This is a genomic window from Ekhidna sp. (genome assembly GCF_963691765.1).
Classification (GTDB): Bacteria; Bacteroidota; Bacteroidia; order Cytophagales; family Cyclobacteriaceae; genus Ekhidna.
Map to the genome: position 1 here is coordinate 546,462 of NZ_OY829375.1, position 25,187 is coordinate 571,648.

Annotated in this window: 18 protein-coding genes; 9 read left to right on the plus strand and 9 right to left on the minus strand. The window is 39.2% G+C overall.

The window, feature by feature from the left end:
• Position 1 precedes the first annotated feature (1 nt).
• From ACY650_RS02620 to ACY650_RS02640, 5 genes are all read left to right on the plus strand, one after another.
• A complete protein-coding gene (locus ACY650_RS02620; RefSeq protein ID WP_462251446.1) occupies positions 2-556 on the plus strand; it encodes an RNA polymerase sigma factor in 555 nt (184 codons plus the stop codon).
• Positions 549-1,067 carry a hypothetical protein gene (locus tag ACY650_RS02625; protein ID WP_462251448.1) on the plus strand — a complete coding sequence of 173 codons (519 nt, stop codon included), beginning with the start codon at positions 549-551 and terminating at the stop codon, positions 1,065-1,067. The genes ACY650_RS02620 and ACY650_RS02625 overlap by 8 nt, the downstream gene beginning before the upstream one ends.
• Positions 1,039-2,100: a DUF4097 family beta strand repeat-containing protein gene (locus ACY650_RS02630; RefSeq protein ID WP_462251450.1), complete on the plus strand. Its 1,062-nt coding sequence runs from the start codon at positions 1,039-1,041 to the stop codon at positions 2,098-2,100. The genes ACY650_RS02625 and ACY650_RS02630 overlap by 29 nt, the downstream gene beginning before the upstream one ends.
• 108 nt (positions 2,101-2,208) lie before the next feature.
• Entirely contained in the window at positions 2,209-3,696 is a 1,488-nt protein-coding gene (locus tag ACY650_RS02635; protein ID WP_462251452.1) for a S10 family peptidase, read from the plus strand.
• 41 nt (positions 3,697-3,737) lie between these two features.
• Positions 3,738-4,898, plus strand: a complete 1,161-nt coding sequence (locus tag ACY650_RS02640) for a TraB/GumN family protein (protein ID WP_462251454.1) — start codon at positions 3,738-3,740, stop codon at positions 4,896-4,898.
• On the opposite strand, the gene ACY650_RS02645 is transcribed toward ACY650_RS02640, so the two are convergent.
• The 5 genes from ACY650_RS02645 to ACY650_RS02665 form a co-directional block, all read right to left on the minus strand.
• A complete protein-coding gene (locus ACY650_RS02645; RefSeq protein ID WP_462251456.1) occupies positions 4,895-5,845 on the minus strand; it encodes an L-threonylcarbamoyladenylate synthase in 951 nt (316 codons plus the stop codon). The two genes, ACY650_RS02640 and ACY650_RS02645, sit on opposite strands and share 4 nt — an antisense overlap.
• A gap of 235 nt (positions 5,846-6,080) precedes the next feature.
• Positions 6,081-8,852: a FlgD immunoglobulin-like domain containing protein gene (locus ACY650_RS02650; RefSeq protein WP_462251458.1), complete on the minus strand. Its 2,772-nt coding sequence runs from the start codon at positions 8,850-8,852 to the stop codon at positions 6,081-6,083.
• 2 nt (positions 8,853-8,854) lie between these two features.
• Positions 8,855-9,208, minus strand: coding sequence for a peptidase associated/transthyretin-like domain-containing protein (locus ACY650_RS02655; protein WP_462251460.1), 354 nt, complete (start codon positions 9,206-9,208; stop codon positions 8,855-8,857).
• A 4-nt stretch (positions 9,209-9,212) separates the two neighbouring features.
• Positions 9,213-9,803: a hypothetical protein gene (locus ACY650_RS02660; protein ID WP_462251462.1), complete on the minus strand. Its 591-nt coding sequence runs from the start codon at positions 9,801-9,803 to the stop codon at positions 9,213-9,215.
• Complete coding sequence (locus tag ACY650_RS02665) at positions 9,803-14,971, minus strand: PKD domain-containing protein (RefSeq protein WP_462251464.1); 5,169 nt, start codon at positions 14,969-14,971, stop codon at positions 9,803-9,805. Before ACY650_RS02665 ends, ACY650_RS02660 begins: the two co-directional genes overlap by 1 nt.
• A gap of 225 nt (positions 14,972-15,196) precedes the next feature.
• Between ACY650_RS02665 and ACY650_RS02670 the strand changes: the two genes are divergently transcribed.
• The gene (locus tag ACY650_RS02670; RefSeq protein ID WP_462251466.1) at positions 15,197-16,225 is read left to right on the plus strand and encodes a PorP/SprF family type IX secretion system membrane protein; all 1,029 of its coding nucleotides are present in this window, start codon (positions 15,197-15,199) and stop codon (positions 16,223-16,225) included.
• Positions 16,226-16,242: 17 nt separating this feature from the next.
• Positions 16,243-17,475, plus strand: coding sequence for a M48 family metallopeptidase (locus ACY650_RS02675; RefSeq protein ID WP_462251468.1), 1,233 nt, complete (start codon positions 16,243-16,245; stop codon positions 17,473-17,475).
• Here ACY650_RS02675 and ACY650_RS02680 read toward each other — a convergent pair.
• On the minus strand, positions 17,472-18,548 hold the full coding sequence (locus ACY650_RS02680) for an NAD(P)H-dependent glycerol-3-phosphate dehydrogenase (RefSeq protein WP_462251470.1): 1,077 nt from the start codon (positions 18,546-18,548) through the stop codon (positions 17,472-17,474). The two genes, ACY650_RS02675 and ACY650_RS02680, sit on opposite strands and share 4 nt — an antisense overlap.
• Positions 18,526-20,199: a 1-acyl-sn-glycerol-3-phosphate acyltransferase gene (locus tag ACY650_RS02685; protein ID WP_462251472.1), complete on the minus strand. Its 1,674-nt coding sequence runs from the start codon at positions 20,197-20,199 to the stop codon at positions 18,526-18,528. Before ACY650_RS02685 ends, ACY650_RS02680 begins: the two co-directional genes overlap by 23 nt.
• Before the next feature lie 66 nt (positions 20,200-20,265).
• On the opposite strand from ACY650_RS02685, the gene ACY650_RS02690 reads away from it, so the two are divergent.
• Positions 20,266-21,240: a polyprenyl synthetase family protein gene (locus ACY650_RS02690; RefSeq protein WP_462251474.1), complete on the plus strand. Its 975-nt coding sequence runs from the start codon at positions 20,266-20,268 to the stop codon at positions 21,238-21,240.
• On the opposite strand, the gene ACY650_RS02695 is transcribed toward ACY650_RS02690, so the two are convergent.
• Positions 21,241-21,981, minus strand: coding sequence for a tryptophan-rich sensory protein (locus ACY650_RS02695; RefSeq protein ID WP_462251476.1), 741 nt, complete (start codon positions 21,979-21,981; stop codon positions 21,241-21,243).
• Between the two features lie 100 nt (positions 21,982-22,081).
• Between ACY650_RS02695 and ACY650_RS02700 the strand changes: the two genes are divergently transcribed.
• Entirely contained in the window at positions 22,082-23,269 is a 1,188-nt protein-coding gene (locus tag ACY650_RS02700; protein ID WP_462251478.1) for a phosphoglycerate kinase, read from the plus strand.
• Here ACY650_RS02700 and ACY650_RS02705 read toward each other — a convergent pair.
• Positions 23,266-25,152, minus strand: coding sequence for a RecQ family ATP-dependent DNA helicase (locus ACY650_RS02705; protein ID WP_462251480.1), 1,887 nt, complete (start codon positions 25,150-25,152; stop codon positions 23,266-23,268). The genes ACY650_RS02700 and ACY650_RS02705 overlap by 4 nt on opposite strands.
• Positions 25,153-25,187: the final 35 nt, after the last annotated feature.

A 25,187-nucleotide genomic window follows, 5' to 3' on the forward strand; every position in this document is an offset into this window, starting at 1 on the left:
ATTGGAAGCAAACACTATAAATATTCATGCTGATCTGATAGCTAGGTGTAGAAATGAAGATCGTTCTGCACAGTTTGAGATTTACAAACTGTACAATAAGGCGATGTTTAATACTGCGCTGAGGATAACCGGAGATGAAAATGAAGCCGAGGATGTATTGCAGGATGCATTTGTAAGCGCATTTCAAAATCTTAAAAGTTATCGTGAAGATGCATCATTTGGAGCCTGGTTAAAGAGAATCGTGATAAACAAAGCGCTAAATCAAGTTCAAAGGATAAAAAAAGACTTGATGCTGGCGCTGGACATGAAAGAAGAGGTCAGCGAATATGAACCTGAAAAAACTGAACCGAATTATTCAATTGAGCAGGTTCAGCGAGCAATGAATGAATTGCCATCAGGATTTAGAACGGTACTATCTCTTTATTTATTTGAAGGATACGACCACAAAGAAATTAGCGAAATACTGGGCATAACAGAGTCAACTTCAAAGTCTCAGTATAAAAGAGCGAAAGACAAATTGAAAATGATTGTAAAACAGGAGGTGAATTATGGGTGATCAACTTGAAAATTTTATCATGGCCAACAGAGAAGGATTTGACAATGCTTCTCCAAGTGAAAATACCTGGAAGGGTATTGACCAAAGGCTAGGTGATAAGCAAAGCATTTGGCCTACCGTATGGAAAGTAGCTGCTATGATATTTATGGTATCTACTATTTATCTGATGATTGACAAGCGTCAATCAGACGAACTAGATGGACCGATGCTTAGTGATGAATTTACACAAGCTGAAGATTACTATGTGAGTTTAATTGCACAACGTAAGCAAGCTATCCAAGAACAACTTACCCCTGAACAACATGAACAATTTTTGGTAGAAATCGACCAACTCGATTCCATGTATTTAGAATTAAAGAAAACCTACCAATCCAATGCTTCCAATGACCGTGTGATGGATGCGATGATCAGCAACCTGCAGCTGAGACTTGATATCCTAAACAAACAACTGGACATTTTACAAAACATCAAAAACCAAAACAATGAAAAAGACATATCTATTGAAATATAAAGCAGCAGCACTTTGCATTCTACTTGCCTTCTATGCAGCAGCAGGTAATCAAGAAGAGAAGAAAAAGTATGTTGAAAAAAACTATAGCGTTAGTGCTACCACCAAACTAAGAGTGAACAACAAGTTTGGAAAAGTAGAGATCAACTCTTGGGAAAAAAATGAGTTTGACATCAAGGTAGAAATAATTGGCAAAGGTAGAAATGAAGAAAGAGCTCAAAGAATTCTAGACGCTATTGAGATTGATATTACCGAGGGGTCTAGTGAAATTGTTTTTGAAACAGAAATCTCTAGTACTAAAAACAAAAACCAAGAAGGATTTGAGATCAACTATACGATCTACATGCCAGATACTAACCCGCTAGATATTAAGAATAGCTTCGGAGATGTAACAATGGGCGATCGCAAGAACGAGTTAGATATTATCGTTTCCTATGGTTCAATGCGAGTAGGTGACGTTTCTGGCGAAGCACAGATCAAACTATCATTCGGCAGTGGTAGTATTGGAAGTATCAACGATGGAGAGGCCACAATCAAGTACAGTAAGTTTGATATTGATGGCGCATCTAAATTAGAAATGACTCAAGGTTTTTCGGAAATAGAAATTGGAGAAGTGACCGATTTGGAAATCGAGAGTAAATATGGAAGTGTAGAGATAGAAAAAGCACAAACTGTAGATGCTGATGCACACTTCTCAGGGTTTGAGATTGAAGAACTCACTGGTAGCCTCGAACTCGACTGTAGCTATTTAGGTAATTTCAAAATTGACAAGCTAGCCAAGTCTTTTACCCTTGTAGATATTGACGGTAAGTTCGGCTCATATGAAATTGGGCTCGAAGAAGGAATGAACGCAGACATCAATGCCGAGTTTTCATTTGCTGATTTAAAATACTCCTCAGATGTTGATGCTACATTTAATTATCGTGTGAAAGAATCAAATAAAAGCACATACAAAGGGAGAATAGGTCAGGGAGATTCGAACAAAATGATTCGTATTGATTCAAATTACGGCAGCCTTAGGTTAAAAATGGACTAAGAGCTACTCTCTTTAATACCGAAAGACATGCTCATTTACCGAGCATGTCTTTTTATTTTCTAGTCAATTCAATTCTTGGTAGATTTCTCATCTAAATATTTACACCCTATGAGAAGTATACTCACCATTATTATTCTAAGTTTAGCGATTTCAGTCAGTGCTCAGGATCGAATGATCTCAGCAAATGAAACAACCTCAACTAAACATCAAGTAACAATAAAAGGAAATGCAGTTTCTTACACTGCTACCACTGGCACACAACCTGTGTGGAATACAGAAGGAAAGGCAATTGCTGCAGTCCATTTCACTTATTACGAACGCTCTGACATAAAAAATCGAGCAGCAAGGCCACTTGTAATTTCTTTTAATGGAGGACCTGGATCTGCTTCAGTTTGGATGCATCTCGCATACACTGGCCCAAAAATTCTTAAAGTTGATGATGAAGGATTTCCTATTCAACCCTATGGAGTGAAGGATAATCCAAATTCCATACTAGATGTAGCTGATATTGTTTTTGTAAATCCTGTAAACACTGGATATTCTCGAATTATTGACACTGAAAATACAAGTAGGGAATTCTTTTTCGGCGTGAATGAAGACATCTCATATTTAGCTGAATGGATAAATACGTTTGTGACTAGAATGAACCGTTGGGAATCTCCAAAGTATCTGATTGGTGAGAGTTACGGTACTACCAGAGTTTCTGGTTTAGCATTGGAGCTTCAAAACCGACAGTGGATGTACCTCAATGGAGTAATCCTTGTTTCTCCTACTGAACTTGGTATCCATAGTGGAACAGGTAGAAGAGATGGACCTCTGGGTGCAGCATTGCGTGTACCATACTTTGCTGCAGCTGCCTGGTATCATGAGAAACTTCCGTCAGATCTTCAAAGCAAAGACTTATTAGAGGTTCTGGAGGAGGTTGAGAACTATTCAGTACAAAAGTTAATGCCTACACTTGTTAAGGGTGGTTTTGTTAGCGATGAAGAAAAAAATGAGGCTGCCAAAATGATGGCTAGGTACTCTGGAATATCTGAAAAAGTGATTTTGCAATACAATTTGGATGTTCCAACTTCATTCTTCTGGAAAGAACTATTAAGAGATGAAGGTTTCACAGTTGGTCGTCTCGATTCCAGATATAAAGGGATCGACCGTACTGATGGTGGTGAAAGACCTGACTTTAACTCGGAGTTGACAAGCTGGCTTCATGCATTCACCCCAGCAATAAATTATTACTATAAAAATGTATTAAAATACGAAACAGACATTAAGTACAATATGTTTGGACCCGTTCATCCATGGAATAGAGATGGAAACAATACAGGAGAAAATTTACGTCAAGCTATGGCACAAAATCCTTATCTGCATGCCATGATCCAAAGTGGTTATTATGATGGAGCCACCAAATACTTTGATGCTAAGTATACAATGTGGCAAATAGACCCTAGCGGTAAGATGCAAGATCGACTTTCATTTAAAGGCTATCGAAGTGGTCATATGATGTACCTGCGAAATGAGGATTTAATTAGCAGCAATGATCATTTGCGAGAGTTTATTAAGAAAACATTGCCTGGAAATAAACCTGCTAAATACTGATATTTACAACCAAAATCCTCTAAATAAGGTTTATCTGCTAAATGAATGAGCGAATACTTCTACTTTGTTTAGTCGTCCTCTATAGAAGTTTGTGCTTTGGTCAAACATCCACAAACGTAAGATCTGTTAGCATCAACCAAGATGACAACTATGATGGGTATGAATTGATAGAAATTGATAGCAATCAAGTATTTGTTTTAGCGGAACATTGGCATAATATCAAATCAGTACCGCAAGCCACACTTAAAGTGCTCAAGTACTTGTATAATAAGGGCAATGTAAGAATACTGGCAATAGAGCAAGGTGAAAGTGCCGCTATCATGATCAATGATTATCTGCAATCTGGAGATACCACAATTCTTCGGCAGATAGCTAGAAATACGATGTTCTGGGGTAAAGAAAACTGGACATTTTTTGAAGACTTACGTGCCTTTAATCTCAGTCTTCCAGAAGATGATCGAGTCTTCGTGAAGAGTATCGATATAGAATACAAAATGGAATCTGCCATCTTCGTAATCAATCAATTGATTGGCGATAAAGTAATCCCACCTTCATTACAAGGCACAGTCGGCATTTTCAAACAATTATTTGACGAGACTAAAGTTCACCGGGAATCATACCAAGGTATATCTGTAATGTACTATTACAACCGAGAGGTTGTTGAAAGCTTGATTTTAAAGACCATCAATGAAATTGATAGAAACAGTGAAGCATATACTGATTTCTTTGGTGATGATTTTGTGCAATTTGCAACTATGATTCTAGAGATGGATGATGGCCTCACATTTGACTATACTAACCCCAACAATAATTATAAATTCAGAGACCGATTGATCTATAAGAAGTTTATCTCTTTAACAGAGGAATATCCTGAATATGGAATTTTATGTGTCATAGGTATGCGACATGCGACAAAAGGTTCTTCCATTTCCAAGTTGGATAAATTGCCTTTTTCGCCCTTACAAAATCAAGTGGTGATTATTAAAACCTCAGCTCTTTTCAACAAATTGATTATCTCTAGCGACCTAAGAAAGGTGAATTTCAATTACCCTCAGCAACTTAAAGTGAATGAAGCCACATTGATCAAACATAGTTCTGATGACTCTTCCCTTAAATCAAGCAAAGACTTTGACTACACACTATTTATAAATAGTTCCGGTGAGTTAACTCCTTTTGATAATGTTTATAGAGAAGATCGTTAGACTGCCGCTCTTCTTAGTCGATCATTTATAGCCTTTCCTAAACCTTCCTTTGGAAGGTATTCTGCTAATATTACTTTCAGATGTGGCTGATCCATTTTACGCAGTGCAGAAAAAATATTCCTTGCTGCCTCATCTAGATCCTTTGACTCTGAAAGGATGGCCATATTTCGCTTTGGCACATCAAATGATCTATTGAATGAGATAATACCTGTAGTTTCTGGATTTAACTTGGATAAGTTTTCCAGAATATCACCAACAATCATTTTTCTTCCAGGAGAATAATGTGATTTTAACATCCCAGGTGCAGCTGGATTTGAACTCATGTTAACGTTAAGTTTTACTTCTCCAATTGCATTTTCAATTTCTTCTATGCGTGCACCTCCCAACCTATAAACCACTGTTTGATCATCCTCAAAACCTACAATAGTAGATTCAAGCCCTACATGACATTCACCACCATCAAGGATATAGGGTATCTTTTCTCCTAGTTGATTTTGAACATGGATCGCTGAAGTTGGCGATACATATCCAAAAGGATTTGCGCTTGGAGCAGCAAGTGGGAAGTCAAGATGAGACAATAGATCAATCGTTAGCGGGTGATTAGGTATTCGAACTGCAATGCGATCCAAACCTGAAGTCAATAAGTCAGGAACGTGATTTTTCTTTTTTAAGAGAAGAGTCAAAGGCCCTGGCCAGAATCTATCTGCTAAGTGTCGTGCTTTTTCTGGCAAGTCATCCACTAAGTCCTCGACCTTAGAAATCGAATCTACATGAGCGATGAGTGGATCAAACTTTGGACGATTTTTAACCGAATAAATTTCAAGGATTGCCTTTTCATCTAGCGCATTTCCAGCTAAGCCATATACAGTTTCAGTAGGAATTGCCACAACCTGAGAGTTAGTAAGCAATTCCACAGCTCCATTGATATCGGTTCCTACTTCTGCCATCTCTATTTAAAACGCAAAGATGATGAACCTTTCGAATTTGTCATGGGATCATGAAATACTTATTTTAGTTCAAAAACGGAGCTATGAATAAAAAAACAAAAACTAACCTACGAATTGTATCCATTGTAGTCACCATTTTAGATGTACTCATGGTACTAGAAATTATGCCTAATTTCTTTATTTACAATTTCTGGGTAATGATTATTGCGTATTTCTTGCTAGTACTTAGTATTCGCTAACGACGTAAAATAAGTCTCCCGGACTTGCTTTCACCATTATAATTAATGCGATATAGATATATGCCATTTGCAAGTTCGGTTCCGGATGCGTTCTCACCATTCCAGGTAACAGAATTTATGCCCTGAAATTGAGGGCCCCAAAGAATGGTATTTATAAGCCCTCCATTGGTGGCCAAAATATCTACTCTTACTTCCCCATCCTCAGGTATTGAATACCTTATCTGTGTGCTTTCTAAGAAAGGATTTGGAAATGCATCTAGAACCTGAAATGGATCATTTTCTTCAAGAAGTGATATTTCTTTGAAATCATCAATACTAGTAGTAAATATTCCATTTCCGTGCGTAGCGATTGCGAGGTTTCCATCGCTAGGTCGATAGTCCATCATAGTAATGATTGCACTGCCAATATTAGATGTAGACTCTTGCATCCAGAAGATGTCTCCATCAGTAGATTCCGTAGAAAACAAACCAATGCTTGTTCCTACGAGAATCAAATTACCGGAATTAAGTGGTACAATTTCAGCCCACCTAATGCTTGGACCATCTCCAGTACCATCTTCATTTTCTTCCAAACTCCCACTTATATTTTTAAAAGTTATTCCAGCATCAGTACTTTCAAAAATTGACTGGACATTGTAATTAGAAAATACTACAACAAGATGGTCACTATCTTCCGGATTTGTCGCTATACTACTTACAAATGCATTCTCAGGGAACATATTTGAGGTTATCTCATCAACTTCAAACATCGCTTGATCATCAGCATTATTTAATCTGAATACTTGTCCCAGCGAAGTCCCATAGTAAACTTTGTTACCCTGATATGCAGCTTCTACAGCGCTCACAAGACCATTTTCGATTGGATTTACATTTACCCGTTCCCATCCTATATCAGTTGGAGTCTGAGAGCCACCAGGAATCTGCGAGATATTTGGATGGAAATATAAATGATTACCTCCAGCACAAAACATCCTATTTTCATTGGTAGGATCAATTACAAAGGGATTTATAAAAAGATAAATTGAACTTGATGAGGCAACTAATCCAGCTGGGTCGACTCTCGCAAAAGAAGTAAGATCAAAATCCTCATCCAATGTCAACCTAAGCGTTTGTCCTCGCTGAAAGGATGCAAACCATAGCGTATTGTCTTTGGTTAGCGCAGGGTAGCCTCCGTCCCCTCCTATTATTCCACTCCATAGGCTATTTCCATTAACCGAAAAATCCGTACCATTATCCTGCATTCCTCCAATCAAAATTTGTTGATCCGGATCTTTTGATTGCGCTACCGTATAAAATTGTGATGTTACAAAACCATTGTTACTAGTCTCCCAAAAAACTGAATCTGCGATGATATTGTCACTTCTAATTAATCCACCATCACTTGCAGAATATGCTATTTGAGGATTACTAGGTAAAAAAAGTAAATCGTGTTGATCTGGATGATGTCCGAGATAAACACTACTACCACCTTCCGGATTGTAACCTCCTATCCAATCTATATTATCAAATGTTCGAAAAGCATCCGTTGAACGATACAAATTCGTACCACCAACAAACACTGTATTTTCATCATTCGGATGTACACGAAGCATCATATTGAATGATCCTTGCGTATCAAGATCCCCGAGCGTACCACCAAAATCCGGCACAACTCTAGGGTCTGGATCAAACCCATTGATTCTATCAGGACTGGTAAGTTGAGAAAGTCTATGTTCTAAAATGAAAATAGGACTAGAATCAACCATGAAATAGGCAACATCTGGGTTTGAAGGGCTAATACCTACCACCGTTCTTCTGTATTGAGAATCATCTGTCAAGGGTGTAATTTCAGTCCAGCTGGCTCCGTTTGTAGAATAATAAAATCCAGCCTCAGGTGATATTTCATCAGTACCTGTTAAGGAAGATAGTGTAGCATAAAAAATATTATTGCTGGATCTCTCTAATGAAGTGTAAAATGAAGCATTAGAATCGTTTAGATCTACCGTCTCATCAAGGTTGAATAGCTCCTGACCGATTTCTAATTGCCAGGATTCACCACCATCTAATGAACGAAGTATTCCTCCATAAGCTGCGATCAATACCTCTTCTTCTGTCAGATTAGATGGGTTAGTTTCTATATCCCAGATGTACTGAAACTGACTATTAAAGGTCTGTGGATTACTTTGAGTAGATGCTAGTTGTTCCCATGTTTCTCCATTGTCTGTGGATTTAAACACTCCGTCACCTCGGAACGGTGCTGCACCTCCTCTTGCACTATTGCCTACTATTTCACCTGTGCCATGGTACCAAGTATTCTCTCTCCCCGGCCTTATATCTTGTACGATACACGTTACACTGTTTCGATTGAGAGGGTTTGACTTTCTTTCCCACGTTGATCCACCATCGGTGCTTTTCCAAACTCCGCCCGATACACCACCCGCAAGTATGATGTTTTCATCCCGAATGTCAAATGCAACTGCCCTCGTTCTTCCCCCTACATTTCGTGGACCTATAGATTCTATCTCAAGATTTTGTGAACGAGCTCCTGAGACGTTTTGAAGAAGCTTGTTACTAAATATCAATTCTGCTCTACGTATCCCGGCTGGAATTTGACCGGTTGAAGGATCTGCTGTCAACATTTGCAGATATTCACTTCGTCCCATTAAGTCTTCCCGACCTTCTATTTCTGAAGGAACATCAGCAATAACCAATAAATATGTGGGTAGATTTTTATTTAATGAATCGGCTGAAAGAAGTACAGTTGCTAATATGAAAAGTACTTTCCTCAACTTTAGTCGATGACGGTATTTACTTTATTAATTCTACCTTCTTCCAATTCACCAGTTTTTACACCTGCAGCATTATTATTCTTATCCTCAAACTTAGCTTCTACAAAGTAGGCCATTGGTTTAACCTCTTTAAAGGTCACCCTTCCTTTTTTATCAGTTTTAAGCGTTGCTACAGCATTCTCGCTAGCTAGATAATCTTTTTCAGTCTCATAAATGGAAACAGTAGCACCTTCTACAAAATTGCCAAGGCCATCAATCACTGTTATCCTAAGTTTAGTAGGTAATAATTGTGCTTGTGTTGATTCTATAGAAGCAGTTCCTGCAACTAATAGAGCTATAAGGGTAATAATTCTCATTCTATTATTTCTTAATTGACAATATGTATTCGGCCAAGTTTTCAAAACTTTCAGCCTCTTTATATTTTCTATCCGGATAAGAGTTGGCAATGAGCTTTATACGAGTAGGCTCATCATTTTCTTCAATGTATTCAATTTGAACATTTCCATACTTCTGATCTATTGGCTCTATGAAACCTCTCTTAGGCTTTAAATAGTGCATTTCTTTCAACTCCACTACATCCCCTTTTTCTTGCATGGTATGTCTACTAACCACTGAGTTATACCCCAATAATTTCACTTGATCTGCCAAATAATCAAACAAATATCTAAAGTGATTCTTCCCATATTTTGCTTCATAGCTTATGGCAAAACCGTTGCTATATGTTGACTCAAGAATATGAATATGTGGATCCTTGTCTACCCCTTTCTTTTGCCAGAAATAAGACTGCCACAAATCATTAAGATAGTCTGCACACAAGTCAGAAGTTTTCCAAGCATTGAATCGATCTAAAAAGGACTGACTCCTTTGAATAATTTCGTTTACGAGCACTCTGGTAGACGTACTTCCTGGCTTACCAAAAAGCTTATTGTATATGTAATCGAAGTAGCTCATTATCTAATAAGTGTAACAGCGCCGTATTGTTCAATAGTTCCTAAATCAGGAGCTAGAGAACTAGAAAACTTCATTATGTATGTGTATGTTCCCTGTGGAAGAAGCGAGCCTTTATAAATACCGTCCCACTGAAAATCTTGAACATTGGAAGTGTAAACCAGTTCTCCCCAGCGAGTATATATCAAAATTAGAAACTCATCCACATAGTCATTTGGATAAACAAAAAATTGATCATTCACCCCATTACCATCTGGTGTAAATGCATTCGGGGCGACGATTGTTGGTCTACAATCCTCAACCACCTCTACTCGATCTGTCGTACAAGTGAATCCATTGAAAAGCGTTACCTCATAGGTTCCGGCAACAGAAACATTCAATACTTGATCTGTAGAGATAATGGCATCATCAGGAAGTAATCGCCATTCATACGTATTAAAAATTCCAGGATCTAAATCAACAGTTGGATTAACAGGATCTCCAGTACAGAAACTGGCTCTAGTAGGAAGCAATAAATCCTCTTCATTGATAGGAACCACTGCAATATCTAGTGCATCTGTAGCGGTACACAGCCCTGTTTCATTAGTAGCTACAACCGTATATCTTCCCGATTCCGAAACTGTTAAAATTGAATCTGTATCAGCCAACACAGTGCCATTTCCATCTGTCCATTGATAGGTTACCGAAGGATTGAAATAGTTTGTAGTAGCGATAGCAAATACATTTCCAGTATCACAATCAGGCTCTAAAGTCATTGTAACAGTAAATTCTGGTTGAATTTCAACGCTCACATCCCCTGAAGTGACTTCACATCCTGTCAATTGATCTGAAACAGTCACATTGTAAACACCAGTAGTAGTCACTGTTCTTTGCATAGCAGCACCTCCATCATTCCAACTATAAAGGTATGTTCCGCTTCCACCAGTAACATTAGCAACGAGAGTGACTTGACCTTCACAGGCATCTCCGTTGACAACCACATCAACAGTTGGGTTGACATTGAAATTAACAACGATATCTTCAGTGCGCGGACAGAAACCTACTCCTTGATCGGCAGTAACTCGATATGTTCCAGCCTGATTTACGGTAATTGAGGTACCGGTAAAACCTCCAACAATTCCCGGCCCTGACCAAGTATAGGTGGCTGCACCTCCAGTACCATCCATTATCTCAACCGTCCCTTGACTTCCGCATATTTCTTGAATGGCGTCAAAAGTGAAATTAGGTTCTGGATCTGGTGTTATGATAATCTGCTCACCTTCTACGCACCCTGGTGCGTTATTATCTGTCACTTGAACGAAGAAGGTTCCCGTGTTCAGTCCTGAAATCACCAAAGGGTCGATATTATCTGTTCCATTGGCAACCACACTTCCGGTAGCATCTTGAACTTCATAGGTATAGTTTGCTGGCAAAGAGCTCAATTGTAAGTCAACTGTACCATCACAATTTCCGCCTACATTGCTAACTGCAAAATTGAAAGTGCCTGGATCCTCCACTTGCACTACTTCAAAATGAGTACAGCTAGTCACAAGGTTTGTAACAACTAAGTTATAATTACCGGGAGGTAAATTACCGGGAGGTGCTCCGGTAGGGATTGAGACAGTTCCTGGTCCATCAAAGTTGAATGGGCCAGCGGTACTTGGTCCAGAAATTTCATAGGAATAACTCCCTGCCACATTGAAGGTGATATCAATGGACCCGTCATCATTTCCACATCCAGATGTGGTATTAGCAGATACCGTGACATCAGGTGCTTCTTGAACAGTTACTTGAAGGGTATCCCTCCCAATACATCCAAAAGAGTTTGTCACCTCAACTGTATATTCAAAAACGCCTGCAGTTGTGGTGTCAATATCAAATGTTCGATTCGTTCCAAGAACTACCCCATCAATGGCCCACGCGTATGTGGAATTGACAACCAAAGCATCAAGCGTGACGGATGGGTCGTTTTGGCAAATTATTCTATCAGGGCCTAAGTCTATTGTTGGCCTTGCATCAGCTAAAAGCACTTGTAATGTATCTGAAGAACACCCAGTAACTGTATTAATTATTGCAACGTCAATTACGGCAGGGCCATCCACAGTGATTTCTCGAGTCGTTTCTCCCGTGCTCCAGAAGTAATTGAAATCAGGATTATCTACTGGCCATGCTGTTAATACAATAGGCTGATCACATAATGCTGTGTCAGCAGGTACTGTTGGGCTTTCTGGAATGTTGTTGATGGTGATTGTCTGCATTAAGGTAGTATCAACATCACATCGATTACTAAGAACTAGTTGCACGGTATATGTACCTGGATTAGCATATAAGTGTGTCGTATCTTGTGCTGCGGCCGAACTTCCATCTCCAAAAATCCATAAATAATTCTCTATTTGATTGTTTGGATCTCTGCCTGTAGCTGAAAAAGAAGTAAGCTGACCAGCGCAAGCTAAATCAATTGTTATGCTCGGCTCTGCGCTTGGAGGAGTTTGTTGCTGTGCGAAGTTTGGCAGCCCTAACCTACTTGTTCTACCAGACAGATCGAATCCACCAGCATCAAAACTTGACATGGCATCATCTCCATCAGGATTGCTTATGGTACCTATAGTTCCTGAATTATCCACTGCCATGTAGATCACTCCATCTGGACCTGTCTGAAGCGCTCCGTAGTTTGGACCCTGTGGATATCCATCAAATTTTGTTGCTGAAATATCAGCTACCGGGTCTGCTGAATTCAAACTATCCAGATCATATTGAATCAACTTAGAGGCTCCAGAAGAAGTTGTTAAATACAGACGCGCAGTTCCAGTGGAAAATTCCAGACCATACAAGTCTGTTTCACCGGTATCAATAAGTCTAGGATTTGTTATTTCCCCTTGATCAAAATCGAAGATTTCAACCTCGCCAGTCCCTGGAATATTTACGGCAACTTGACTTAGGTTGGGAGAAATTTTCATATATCCAGTTGCACTTAGTTCGTTCATGAAGTCATGTATCTCTCCACTTGGTGAGAAAATACCTCCACTCAATCCATCGGGACTGGTACGAAAAGCTTGGAAAGTGTTGTTTCCAAATTGATGTGCCAAAACAAGGTCATTGCCCGTAAACCCAGAACCTGTTATCCGTTCAGTACTGTTATCCATCAACATTACATTTTTGACAATAACTGCACCTCGCGAGGTATCTTCTTTCATATCTACAATGGAATACCTAAGCGCATATTCATCATCTCCGTAGACCTGTTCAGTAGTGAATATGTAAAACATTGTTTGATCATCACCATATGGCATGATTAGCGAGTTTTGGGCTGAAGCTGTTTCTCCCCCTATTAAATCACCATTGATCATTTCATCATGCTCCCTATTCCAAACGGTAACTCCATTTGTATAGAATAATAAATCACCATTCACATCAGATATGGTGGCACATCCTTCTGGTGCGTCTTGGTTATTGCCATCTAAAATCGCAATTGGTCCGTTGGTAAACTCGATTCCTGCCTGTTCGCCAAAGTACCATTGGTTTGATGTTTGATTTGCAACGCCATATTCTGTTACTTCAATATCATCGAAACCTGTACATCCTGACGCACTCGTAACTTCCACCCAATATGTACCGGCAGTATCAATTTCAATGGTTTGTGTGCTTTCGCCAGTATTCCAAACATAAGAATTGCCATCACCCGCATCCAAGGTCAGAATTTCATCAACGCAGATAGTTGTATCATTTCCGAGATTGACCATCAGGTTATTCGCAAGGATTTCTACTGGTTGACTTATTGTTTGCGTTATGCCGTTGACTTCAGCAGTAAGACTTACAGTGTAGCCACCTTCCATTTGGTATTCATAATTTGGAATCCAGTTGTTAGAACCTCCACCATCTCCAAAGTCCCAGATTAAGTTGTTTGGCACTGGCTCAACGACAGGAAAAAACTTAGTGTCATTAGTTAAACAGCTGTCTATCCATGTGAAATTCAATGTGTCAAATGTGAAATTGTAACCAGGGGTAAATTCTGGAAACTGACGGGAATCAAAATTTTCAGGGAAGACTATCGCCTGGTATTGAACAGAATCAGCAATACTATCTGCTTGATTTATCCTTCCAAGGTTAAAATCGGCCCCATTAGTCTCTTGATACAAATGGTAAATCCTATTATCTGGTGCTCTTTTCAATCCAAAGCTTCTAAATATTTCAGTTGGCAAAATTGGATTTACTGCCAAAGTGGTGTCATTGAAGTCTATCTGATAAAGCTGCCCTGTGGTACCACTACTTCCAAATCTTGATAAATATAGTTTTGAGCCATCACCAGACCATTCAACATCAAATACTGATTCGCCTTGATCATCACTAAAGCCTGTTCCTATCAGTGTCGTATCCAGGGCCAATGTTCCACTTAATGCATCGAAATCCATTAGCCAGATATTTCTATTGCTGAGTCTTGGCGCCATTACAAGCTGGGCTGAGTCAGCATTGAAAGCAAAATGTGCAGCTTCAAATCCTGGCGTTGTTCCTCCGGTAAAATCATAATTAGTTGTGGCTCCAACACCTCCTGCATCTATTTGAGTAACCTGAATTTCAAATGTGGTTCGATCTTGAGAGATAAGCCAGAAAAGCTCTCCATCCCCTGCTGGCACTATGATCATACCTTCAGCTGGGTTTGTAAGTCCTGTTGACACATCCATCATTCCTGTGACTACATCACCATAAGGAAATTGTGCTGTACCATTACCAGCTATGGTTGCATCCAGAATGGTGTAAAGTATTTCATTAACTCCCCCAGAACCAGAATTTGTAAATAGGTAGTACTGACCTGCATTGTCTGTGACAGGGCATGTTACAACTGGGACATTTATCGAAGAAATGCCAGCCAACCCAGCACCATTAGGTAAAATGGTATGAGAAGCATCGTAAACGTTTATTCCATCAGTATAAAAAAGAAGATTACCAGTGAATTGATCGGTAATGGTTACCGCTCCAGATGCACCAAAAGGAGTAGCTTGATCTGTCTGCAAAGACACGTCTCGCCCATTCCTATCGAAAACAAGATTTTCTGAAGAGTTTCCAAAGTACCATCTGGTTTCAGTAACATTCTGAGACCATAAAGAAGTAGACATCAGAAAGAACAGGACAAGGGATAACAACCTGCCTGCTACAGAAGCATAGGGGATATGATTCATAAAAATGTCCTTATTCATACACAACACTTTGTAAAAATACGGTTAACCCGAAAATTTCGAGTCTTAATCGCTGATAATGTACTAACTCTTGCTTCACGATGTCTCAATATTTGCTTTCTATACCCAACATCTTAAAATTTCAACGTCATACTCATCGTTACATTACTTGTGTATGTCAACAAAACTTAAGTTGATTTGTATTAATTGTATAATTTGCTCAACGATTTCGAATTTAACATTTGCATGATTAGGAAGGCATTTTTCTTCATTGTAGTTATTACTACCCTACTTCAAGAAAACACCTTGCAAGCGCAAGACCCTCAGTTTTCGCAGTATTATGCTGCGCCACTGTACCTAAACCCTGCTTTGGTTGGCATCAATCAAAAAGGTAGAATGGGCATTAACTACCGTACGCAATGGCCCAATTTAGATGCGAATTTTGAAACGTTTTCTGCATATTTCGATTATCACTTTGAAGACTATCAAAGTAGTGCAGGGATAATTTTCACAACGGATAAGGCCGGATCGGCAGGACTAAAATCCACTACAATTGGACTTCAGTATGCTTATCAACTTCAGATAAACTACAAGTGGACCTTTCGACCAGGTGTCGAGATGGCATATACTTTTCAAGATTTAAACTTTGACAAATTAATTTTTGGTGATCAGCTCAACGCTACAGGGAATACGGGCAATCCTACCAATGAAGTGTTTAATTCAGGTTTAAATGCTCGATTCTTTGATCTTTCTTTTGGCGGATTGCTTTATAATCCTAATCTATGGATAGGTGCATCCATGCATCATGTCTTAGAACCTAATCAGAGCCTTTCTGGAGCAGAAGCGCCATTACCAAGAAGGGTTTCGATACATGGCGGTTATAGAATTCCATTGAATCCAGGTACAACTAAGACTGGAATTGGTGAGCGAAGTATTACACCGAGCTTCAACTATAGAACGCAAGGAGATCTGGATCAATTAGATCTTGGTGCCTATTTCACTATTGATCCAATCTTGGTGGGATTATGGTATAGAGGCCTTCCAATTAAAAATACAGACGGTGTGGTCAACAATGAATCCCTCATATTTATGCTAGGCATGCAGACTAACAGAGCTACATTCGGTTACAGTTTTGATTACACACTTTCTGATTTAGGAATTGGAACAGGCGGGGCTCATGAAATTAGCATTGCGTATTCATTCAGTCTTGGAGATCCATTAAAGCCTGCAGCTCATGTAAGAAGGCTCAGATGCCCTATTCCATTTATTTTCTAGTCTACTAATTTTGTATCATGACTGAAGAAACCATTTTCACCATTTTACTGGTGATCATTACTTTTGATTTTGCACTTGAGAGAATTCTAAGCTTCCTGAATAGAAAAAGTGCTAAGAAGCCCATTCCTCAAGAACTTGAAGGCACATATAATCAGGAAAAGTATGCTAAATCTCAGGCTTACAATGAAGAGGTATCAAGGTTTGGCAACTTCTCAGCTACGTTTAGTTTTGTGCTTTTAGTCTTAGCGATATACAATGGGTGGTTTGGGGCTCTCGACCATTGGATTCGAACGTTTTCGCCTTTCAGCCTCGTTTCTCCATTGATTTTCTTCGGTATTTTATATGTGATATCTGATGTTATCAATACACCTTTTTCGATTTTCAGAAATTTCGTGATTGAAGCTAAATATGGTTTCAACAAAATGACAGTGAAAACCTATATCCTTGATAAAATCAAAGGATATATTTTAACTGCCATTATAGGAGGACTATTGTTAGCTGTCCTTATTTACTTCGTAAATGCAATTGGAAGTGATTTTTGGTATTACTTCTGGGCGGTAATGACTGCATTTGTGCTTTTTGCCAATCTATTTTACACGTCTCTAATCCTTCCTCTCTTCAACAAGCTCAAGCCTTTAGAAGAAGGAGAACTTAAGTCATCGATTCAAGCCTACTGCGATAAGGTTAAATTTCCATTGAAGAATATATTCATCATGGATGGGTCTAAGAGATCAAGCAAAGGCAATGCTTTTTTCAGTGGACTGGGTAAAAGAAAGAAAGTAGTGCTTTTTGACACGCTGGTTGAGAAACATTCTATTCAGGAATTAACGGCGGTTTTTGCACATGAAGTTGGCCATTATAAAAAGAAGCATATCATTTTCTCCACCATATTTAGCATTGGGCTAATGGGTTTCATGTTATTCTTATTTTCTAAAATGGCTTACAACGCAGAGTTAAGTTGGGCAATGGGCGGTCAAACATCTGCTTTGCATCTCAACCTCCTTGCATTCGGAATTTTGTATTCTCCAATATCTATTGCTTTAGGAATTATTGGAAACATCATGTCTCGTAAGAATGAATTCGAAGCAGATGCTTATGCTAAGGAAACATATGATGCCACTCCTTTGATCACTGGATTAAAAAAGATGAGTTCTGATCATTTATCAAACTTGACTCCACATCCTGCATTTGTATTTGTTCATTATTCTCACCCTCCATTAAAGGAGCGAGTGCGAGCGCTGGAAGGTTAATCCTCCTCAATAGGATCAAAGAAGTCGATCTCCGCTCTAAATGGGAAATTCATAAGATATCCATGCGCCTCCTGTATCGTCATTTGATCATGGATGATTCTATGTAAGGTTTCTGTGATCGGGCATCTCACTTTATAGGAATCAGCAAGCTGCTTCACAATATTGATGGTCTTAACTCCTTCAGCTACCTCATCCATTGATTCTATAATCTCATCAAGAGTTTCTCCTTTAGCCAAACGATAGCCTACAGTGAAATTTCTACTAAGATTAGAGGTACACGTTGCTATTAAGTCTCCTACTCCAGCCAATCCAAGAAACGCCTGAGCATTTCCTCCTAATGCTTTTCCTATATATACCATTTCAACAAGGCCTCGGCTGATAAATAGAGATTTAGCATTTTCTCCTAAGTCCATTCCAGCTATGGTACCGGCGCCAACAGCAATGATATTTTTTAATACACCGCAAAGCTCAATGCCTATCAAGTCTCTACTTCCATAGATCATGAACCGGTCATTTTTCAATAGACTTTGCCCCATTTTAACAACTTCATCGAAGTGAGAGGCAACCACCGTAGCTGCTGGTTTTCTTTGATCCAACTCTCTTGCAAGATTTGGTCCTGCCAAACATCCGACTCTTAGTACTGAGGTTTCTTCCTTAATAACCTCCGAAATGGTCTTGACATGCTCTCGTGTTAGCGGATTGTTGGAATTAATTTTCTGTTTGTTAGGGACAAATAGGTCAAATCCTTTTGTACCATGGATCAAGACGTGATAAGGACGTAAATGAGGCGCTAACTTGATGATCATTTCCCTGAAATTGGCTGAAGGCACCATAGGAAAAATTACTTCACACTTTTGAGGGACTTCTTCAAGTTTGTTTGTTACTTCAATATTTTCATGAAGTTTTTGTCCAGAGCTAATACGTTCTTTTGCAATGCGTTTGGTCTTTTCTGGATCTCTTATATAAAGAATGACTTTCGAGTTATTCTCCGCGAGGATATTGGCTATGGCAGTACCAAAGCTTCCAGCTCCAATTACTCCAACTACCTCATCAGATATACTTTTCGAGTCCATAGCCATTCATTCGGTTATGATAATAAAATAATGTGTTCGTATCCTGGACAATTATTTTGTTGCCTTTCTTTATTAATGGTCGCTGATCATGATAAAGACCTACATTTTGCAAACCATGTTCGATCGCATTTGTTGCACGTTCTTTCATATGATCGGCCATATCAACCTCTCCCTTCTTGTGAATCTTATCTAGGCGGTTACGTACTTTTTTGAATTTTTCCTTAAACTCCTCATAGTCAAGTACTAGATCTTCATCTGGAAGTCGTAGCACATTATATAAGTCCAATTTAGGATTTTTTCGCTCAAGCATCTTAAAGGCTGTAAAAGCTACAAGGTGGCTAGCGAAGACCCGATTGTACTTATGGTATTCTTCAATGATACGTTTTGAAAGGACTCTCACATATTCTTTTTCACGTTGCGCGTCGAATGTGATTTTTTTATCTCTAAGGAAGTAGTCCTTTACGTTGATCGGGTTCCCATTCTTATCAAAGCTATTCCCATCACTATCAACATAATTACCAAGTATATCTGTGCCTCGACCAATATTTACTGAGATATCAGATCCCTTGGTGAAAAATTTGAACATGAAAGTTCCGAGCTTGTACGATGTTGAAAACTCATCAGCCTCCACATAATATCTTTCGCGCCCTGTTCTTTTCAAATGATCGCGAATAAGTGAAGGAGCCTCCAAAGTAAAATGGTAGTTGATAACTACAGGAACAATAAACACCTTACGTACCTCCTCACCCTCCTTTGCATTAAGGTAAAGTTCTCTCTGCGCCTCTATGGCTGTACCTAGCAAACCCATCCGCAAGGAAGTCTCTAGCTGTCCCGATCTGGAACGTGTCCCTCCTGGAAAAAACAGTGAATGACACCCTTTCTTAATGGCATTTCTGGAATACGTCTTTAAAGTCTCCAGGTATATTGGGTTCTTTTTTCTTCTATCAACTTTATAAGCACCCAGACTATTCATGAAGTAGGCTAATATCTTGATATTGAATAGATTCAATCCCGCACCATAGATAAATGGTGGCAACCCTAAATGATGAATAGCCCAACCTATTAAAATGGAATCCAGATTACTAAAGTGGGTAGGAACCATTACGACAGTTCCTTTTTTCGCGAGTGTTCTAATATGTTCAGTTTCGCCAATTACGTGGACTTTATCATCTAAATCTAGCTGGCGACTAAATAATGATAATAAGCCTTTAACTCTAGCCGCATTTAGAAGTCGAGCAAATCCGAAAGTGATGAAGCTTTGTGCAAATCGATAGGCTGATTTTTTGAAATTACCAGCAATTTCTTGTGAATAGCGATTGATTATCTCTACCAGAAGTTCCTTCTCTAAGTCTTTGGCTTGGCTTCGGTCATCTGGATTGATGTCCAATAGGCGTGATTGAATATTTTTCCAATAAACTTTTTCATCAGGAGGATCCACTCTCCAAGGGTTTGCTTTCATACGAAGCTTCTCCCTATGGATGGTCATCTCTATCTCTTCTCTTAGTGAGCCATTCTTAGAATCAATTAGGTGATCGTACGTCTCACTGGTCACTTCGTCAATAAATTCCTTTCGCCCTTTGGAGAGTTTTACTATCGGCCAATCGCTCTTATTTGGAATAATTTCCGAATACCTTACTTTCTTTCTGCGCATTTACCTGTTTTAGAAATTGGCGGAAAGATAATTCTAAGTGTTAACATCTGTATAATTGCATCCGGAATGACACTGAAATTAAAAGACATCCAAGCACCAGTAGCCCTTGAAATGGAGGAGTTCGAAAAGAAATTTCGACAATCCATGAAAAGTAAGGTGATGCTACTAGATAAAATAACCGGATACATCGTTCGCCGAAAAGGCAAGCAGATGCGTCCATTGTTTGTTTTTCTTAGTGCTGGTGCCACGGGCAAGATCACTGAAGCTACATACAGAGGAGCTTCCCTAATCGAGCTTCTCCATACAGCTACTTTAGTACACGATGACATAGTTGACGATTCAAATACTCGACGTGGGTTTTTCTCGATTAATGCATTATGGAAAAATAAAATTGCTGTTCTAGTTGGGGATTTTTTGTTAGCACGAGGAATGTTGCTTTCAATGGAACATAATGATATTGATCTTCTCAAGATTACAACAGAGCCTGTAAAGGAAATGAGTGAAGGAGAATTGTTGCAAATAGCAAAATCCAAAACACTCGATATCACTGAGGAAGTCTACTACAAGGTGATTTACCAAAAAACAGCCAGCCTCATTAAGTCATGTTGTAAAGTTGGAGCTTGTGCCGGAGGGGCAGATGAAGAGACCATTCAAAAGATGGGCGAATTTGGACGCGCTGTTGGGATGGCCTTTCAAATTAAAGATGATCTTTTCGACTATGGAACTTTCGAAATTGGAAAGCCCCGGGGTATTGATATCAAAGAAAAGAAGCTTACCCTTCCTCTAATATATGCACTCAATAATGCTTCAAGGTCGGAAAAAAGAAGGGTTAAAAAGCAGGTCAAACTAGCTAGTAAAAAGCCAAAAATGGTAAATGAGGTGATAAAATTTGTTAAAGCTTCTGGAGGGATTGATTATGCAATTTCAGTAATGGAAGACTATCATCAACAAGCTAAGGACATACTTAAGACACTTCCAGAATCAAATTTTAGAACTTCCTTAGAAGACCTCGTTCAGTTTACCATTGAGCGAACAAAATAGCTACCTCATAAAGACACTTCGAATCCCTTCGATGATTAATATTACTAGTAGGAGAATCATCACGGCAGCGGCGGCTCCTGCGACTTCTGGCGTGTCTACCTGTTTTTCCGTGATGCCATAAGTTGCCCAAGCAACAACACCCCCGAAAATAGGATCACGATATCGAATGATCATCACAGTACCTACAGCACCGGCCAGTGCCAGCTCAACGAATACCCAAACTGTTTTTGTCATTATCCAATTTTCCATTCCTATGACTGTTTGCTCAACGCTGATGTTGGCAAGAGTGGCCACGGTAATCCAGCCTAGGTATAAGCTAAAAGGAATCTTAACAAAAAGGTGATCTCTAAAGCCCTGCAGTTTTCCAGGTAGAATGTGCCGATAGATTCCAATTAAGGAAGTCAATATAACTGCCATTAGAACTAAGGAGAAGGTGATAAGCTCATAATGCCAACAAACTATCCAAAAGGCATTTGCAGCACAGTTTAAAACAAAATGACGATTGATTCTATCAAAATTCGTTCGATACTTATTTTTCGGCAAAATCTGATATATCGCATATATGATCAGGAACGAGTATATCAATCCCCAAATAGAAAACGTAAAGCCTGCTGGAGTAAATAATGATGGGTAGGATGCGGAAACTTCTCCGGTAGTTCTCCCTCCCATGGGTAGAAAATTGGCTAGAAAATTTACTATGAGCACTACGCTCAGTGATAGGATCGGAATAATTCGATTCATAAAACAAATTTAGATATGAACTGGTTGATGATGTCTTTGTTCAAAATCTTCAATTTACATCAAGCCTTCTTATGTTTGCGGTTCTTAATTAGACACGAGTATGAAAACCATCCAAGATTATAATTTCAAAGGAAAGAAAGCCCTGATAAGAGTTGATTTCAATGTCCCGTTAAATGCAGACCTAGAAGTCACTGATGAAACCAGAATTAATGCTGCGATTCCAACATTAAAGAAGATTTTGAATGATGGTGGTGCATGCATCCTCATGTCTCATCTTGGGCGTCCAAAAAGTGGTCCGGAGGATAAGTTTTCGTTGCGTCATATTATAAAGAACCTCAGCAACAAACTGGGAGTTGAAGTCAAGTTTGGTGGAGATTGTATTGGTGAATCTGCGAAAGAACTGTCTCGTCAACTAGGAGATGGCGAAGTTCTTCTTCTTGACAATGTTCGCTTTTACAAGGAGGAGACTGCCGGTGATGAAGCATTCGCAAAAGAGTTAGCTTCTCATGGTGATATCTACGTAAATGATGCGTTTGGAACAGCACACAGGGCACATGCATCTACTACTGTAGTTGCTAGATTCTTTGATGAAAAGTGCTGTGGTAATGTCATGCAAGCTGAGTTGGAAAACGCACAAAAGGTGTTGGAAAAAGCAGAAAAGCCTTTCACAGCAATCATGGGTGGAGCTAAGATCTCTGATAAAATTATGATTATTGAGCAGCTATTGGATAAAGTCGATCATTTGATTATTGGAGGTGGGATGAGCTATACATTCTTCAAAGCAATGGGCGGTCAAATTGGAAACTCACTTGTAGAAGAGGATAAACTTGAGCTTGCTAAAGAATTGATAAGTAAGGCCAAAGAAAAAGGTGTTGATCTCCAGTTACCTAAGGATTCCATTGTTGCAGATGATTTTAATAACGATGCGAATACACAAACATCAGACAACTATGCAATACCTGATGGCTGGATGGGGCTCGATGTAGGAGCTGAGTCTAGAGTAGTATTTTCTGAAATAATTGAGAAGTCCAAAACGGTTCTTTGGAACGGCCCTATGGGTGTTTTCGAAATGAGCAATTTCGCAGAAGGTACAAATACCATCGCTCAGGCTGTTGTAAAAAGTACTGAAAATGGCGGGTTCTCTTTAATTGGTGGTGGTGATTCCGCAGCAGCAGTAAACAATCTCGGGTATGGTGACAAAGTATCTTATGTATCTACTGGCGGTGGAGCGTTACTTGAGTATATGGAAGGGAAAGTATTGCCAGGAGTTGCCGCACTAGAGGATTAAGTGAGAGAAAATTTCGTTTCATTCTCAACAACTTTTTGATCTTCAATCAAGATACGTAGCGCTTCCATGATCTGATCTTCTGTATAGTCAGACATCAAGGCTCTTAACTCTGAAATATTGCGTGGCGCTTCAAGTACCTCTACTACTTGGTCTACTGGTATTTCACTTGATTTAAGAAGTTTCTTTCGTTCGAGATCATTATCGCAAATGCCACACGTCAGTGTTGTTTCTTCGTCAAAGTACTTTTGAAATACCTGTGTGCGACAGCCATCTGTACCCATATATTGAATTACTGCCTCCGCTTTTTCTTTTGCCAGTTTCTTTCTCCACTCTATTTGTTTATTATCGATAGGAAGTTTTTCGGAATCGAGGCGAGGTGTAAGAAATGTGATTGTAGCAGAATCCAAAGCGGGCTGATAATCAATGACTTCATTGTCGTTCAAAAATTTCAACCATTGCCTTACCTGGACTTTATCACTTTTAAGCAATGAGCCAATGTCTTTTTCTTTGATTTTCGCATACCCAGCAAACACCTCTCCACCATAAAGTCTTAGTAGCGTCTTTATCAAAGAATCTAATTTAGGATTGGCGATTTGAAATTTGTAAGTCTCGCCTTTATCCAGCAAAAACGTAATTTTTGATTGCTCATAAAATCCCTCCGTCATCTGAATAAGTCCTTCATCGCTAAGCTTCTTTAAAGCAGCATATGTTTCAACTATCGGGAGGTTATAAGTATTCACAAATTGTTCATAATTGAAAGGAAAACTTGAAAATGCATGACTACCTATTGCCATCTTAAAGTAATTAGCAAGCGCTTGATAGGTCCGCTTAATTTCTTCTAATGTCACGATCGATCTATCCGCACGCTCCTTTAGCTCGTCAACATCTTGCGGATGATAGAGCGATACTGCATATGCTTTTTTTTCATCTCGACCCGCGCGCCCAGCCTCCTGATAATACGCTTCCAATGAGTCTGGCAAATCCAAATGAATAACCGTTCTTACATCCGACTTGTCTATTCCCATTCCAAAAGCATTGGTAGCTACCATGACTCGGATTTGACTGTTAATCCAGGCGGATTGTTTATCAGCTCTGTCTTTTCCAGAAAGTCCGGCATGATAATAATCGGCGGAAATGTTATTTCTACGAAGAAATTCTGCCACTTCCCTCGTTCGCTTACGACTTCTTACATATATGACTGAAGTACCTGGAACATTACCGAGGATCTCAAGCAGCTTCCCTTGTTTATTTTCAATCTTGAATGCAGAATATGAAAGGTTGGCTCTGGCAAAGCTTTTCTGAAAGACCTGAACGTCTTTCATCTCCAACTTCTTCGCAATATCTTCTTTCACTTCCTTAGTAGCAGTAGCTGTTAAGGCCATCACTCGCTCAATACCTAGTTCATTTTTAAACGCAGCTATTTCAAGGTATGGTGGCCTAAAATCGTAACCCCACTGAGAAATACAATGTGCTTCATCAATAGCTAGCAAGTTGATATTCATCTGCTTAGCCCGCTCAATGAAGATTTCCGTTTTCAGTCTTTCTGGCGAGACGTAGAGAAATTTAAATCCGCCATAGATACAATTGTCCAGCGTAATATCAATTTCTCTTTTGCTCATTCCAGAGTAGACTGCTGCTGCTTTAATTCCACGCCTTTGCAACTGATCTACCTGATCTCTCATGAGTGAAATCAATGGAGAAATGACAATACAAATACCTTCCAATGCAACAGCTGGAACCTGAAAGCAAATTGACTTTCCTCCGCCGGTAGGAAGCAAAGCAAGCGTGTCATTCCCATCTAGCACAGATCGGATAATATCCTCTTGCATCGGACGAAAAGAATTGTAACCCCAGTATTGGTTTAGTATGTCAATTGGATTCACAAAACGAAGTTACGCCTACTAACCCAATAGCCAAT

Coding starts and splice junctions, on each gene's coding strand:
- ACY650_RS02690 (WP_462251474.1), top strand. CDS start 20,266: ATGACACTGAAATTAAAAGACATCCAAGCACCAGTAGCCCTTGAAATG.
- ACY650_RS02680 (WP_462251470.1), bottom strand. CDS start 18,548: ATGGACTCGAAAAGTATATCTGATGAGGTAGTTGGAGTAATTGGAGCT.
- ACY650_RS02635 (WP_462251452.1), top strand. CDS start 2,209: ATGAGAAGTATACTCACCATTATTATTCTAAGTTTAGCGATTTCAGTC.
- ACY650_RS02625 (WP_462251448.1), top strand. CDS start 549: ATGGGTGATCAACTTGAAAATTTTATCATGGCCAACAGAGAAGGATTT.
- ACY650_RS02630 (WP_462251450.1), top strand. CDS start 1,039: ATGAAAAAGACATATCTATTGAAATATAAAGCAGCAGCACTTTGCATT.
- ACY650_RS02685 (WP_462251472.1), bottom strand. CDS start 20,199: ATGCGCAGAAAGAAAGTAAGGTATTCGGAAATTATTCCAAATAAGAGC.
- ACY650_RS02655 (WP_462251460.1), bottom strand. CDS start 9,208: ATGAGAATTATTACCCTTATAGCTCTATTAGTTGCAGGAACTGCTTCT.
- ACY650_RS02645 (WP_462251456.1), bottom strand. CDS start 5,845: ATGGCAGAAGTAGGAACCGATATCAATGGAGCTGTGGAATTGCTTACT.
- ACY650_RS02675 (WP_462251468.1), top strand. CDS start 16,243: ATGACTGAAGAAACCATTTTCACCATTTTACTGGTGATCATTACTTTT.
- ACY650_RS02700 (WP_462251478.1), top strand. CDS start 22,082: ATGAAAACCATCCAAGATTATAATTTCAAAGGAAAGAAAGCCCTGATA.
- ACY650_RS02670 (WP_462251466.1), top strand. CDS start 15,197: ATGATTAGGAAGGCATTTTTCTTCATTGTAGTTATTACTACCCTACTT.
- ACY650_RS02640 (WP_462251454.1), top strand. CDS start 3,738: ATGAATGAGCGAATACTTCTACTTTGTTTAGTCGTCCTCTATAGAAGT.
- ACY650_RS02660 (WP_462251462.1), bottom strand. CDS start 9,803: ATGAGCTACTTCGATTACATATACAATAAGCTTTTTGGTAAGCCAGGA.
- ACY650_RS02695 (WP_462251476.1), bottom strand. CDS start 21,981: ATGAATCGAATTATTCCGATCCTATCACTGAGCGTAGTGCTCATAGTA.
- ACY650_RS02665 (WP_462251464.1), bottom strand. CDS start 14,971: ATGAATAAGGACATTTTTATGAATCATATCCCCTATGCTTCTGTAGCA.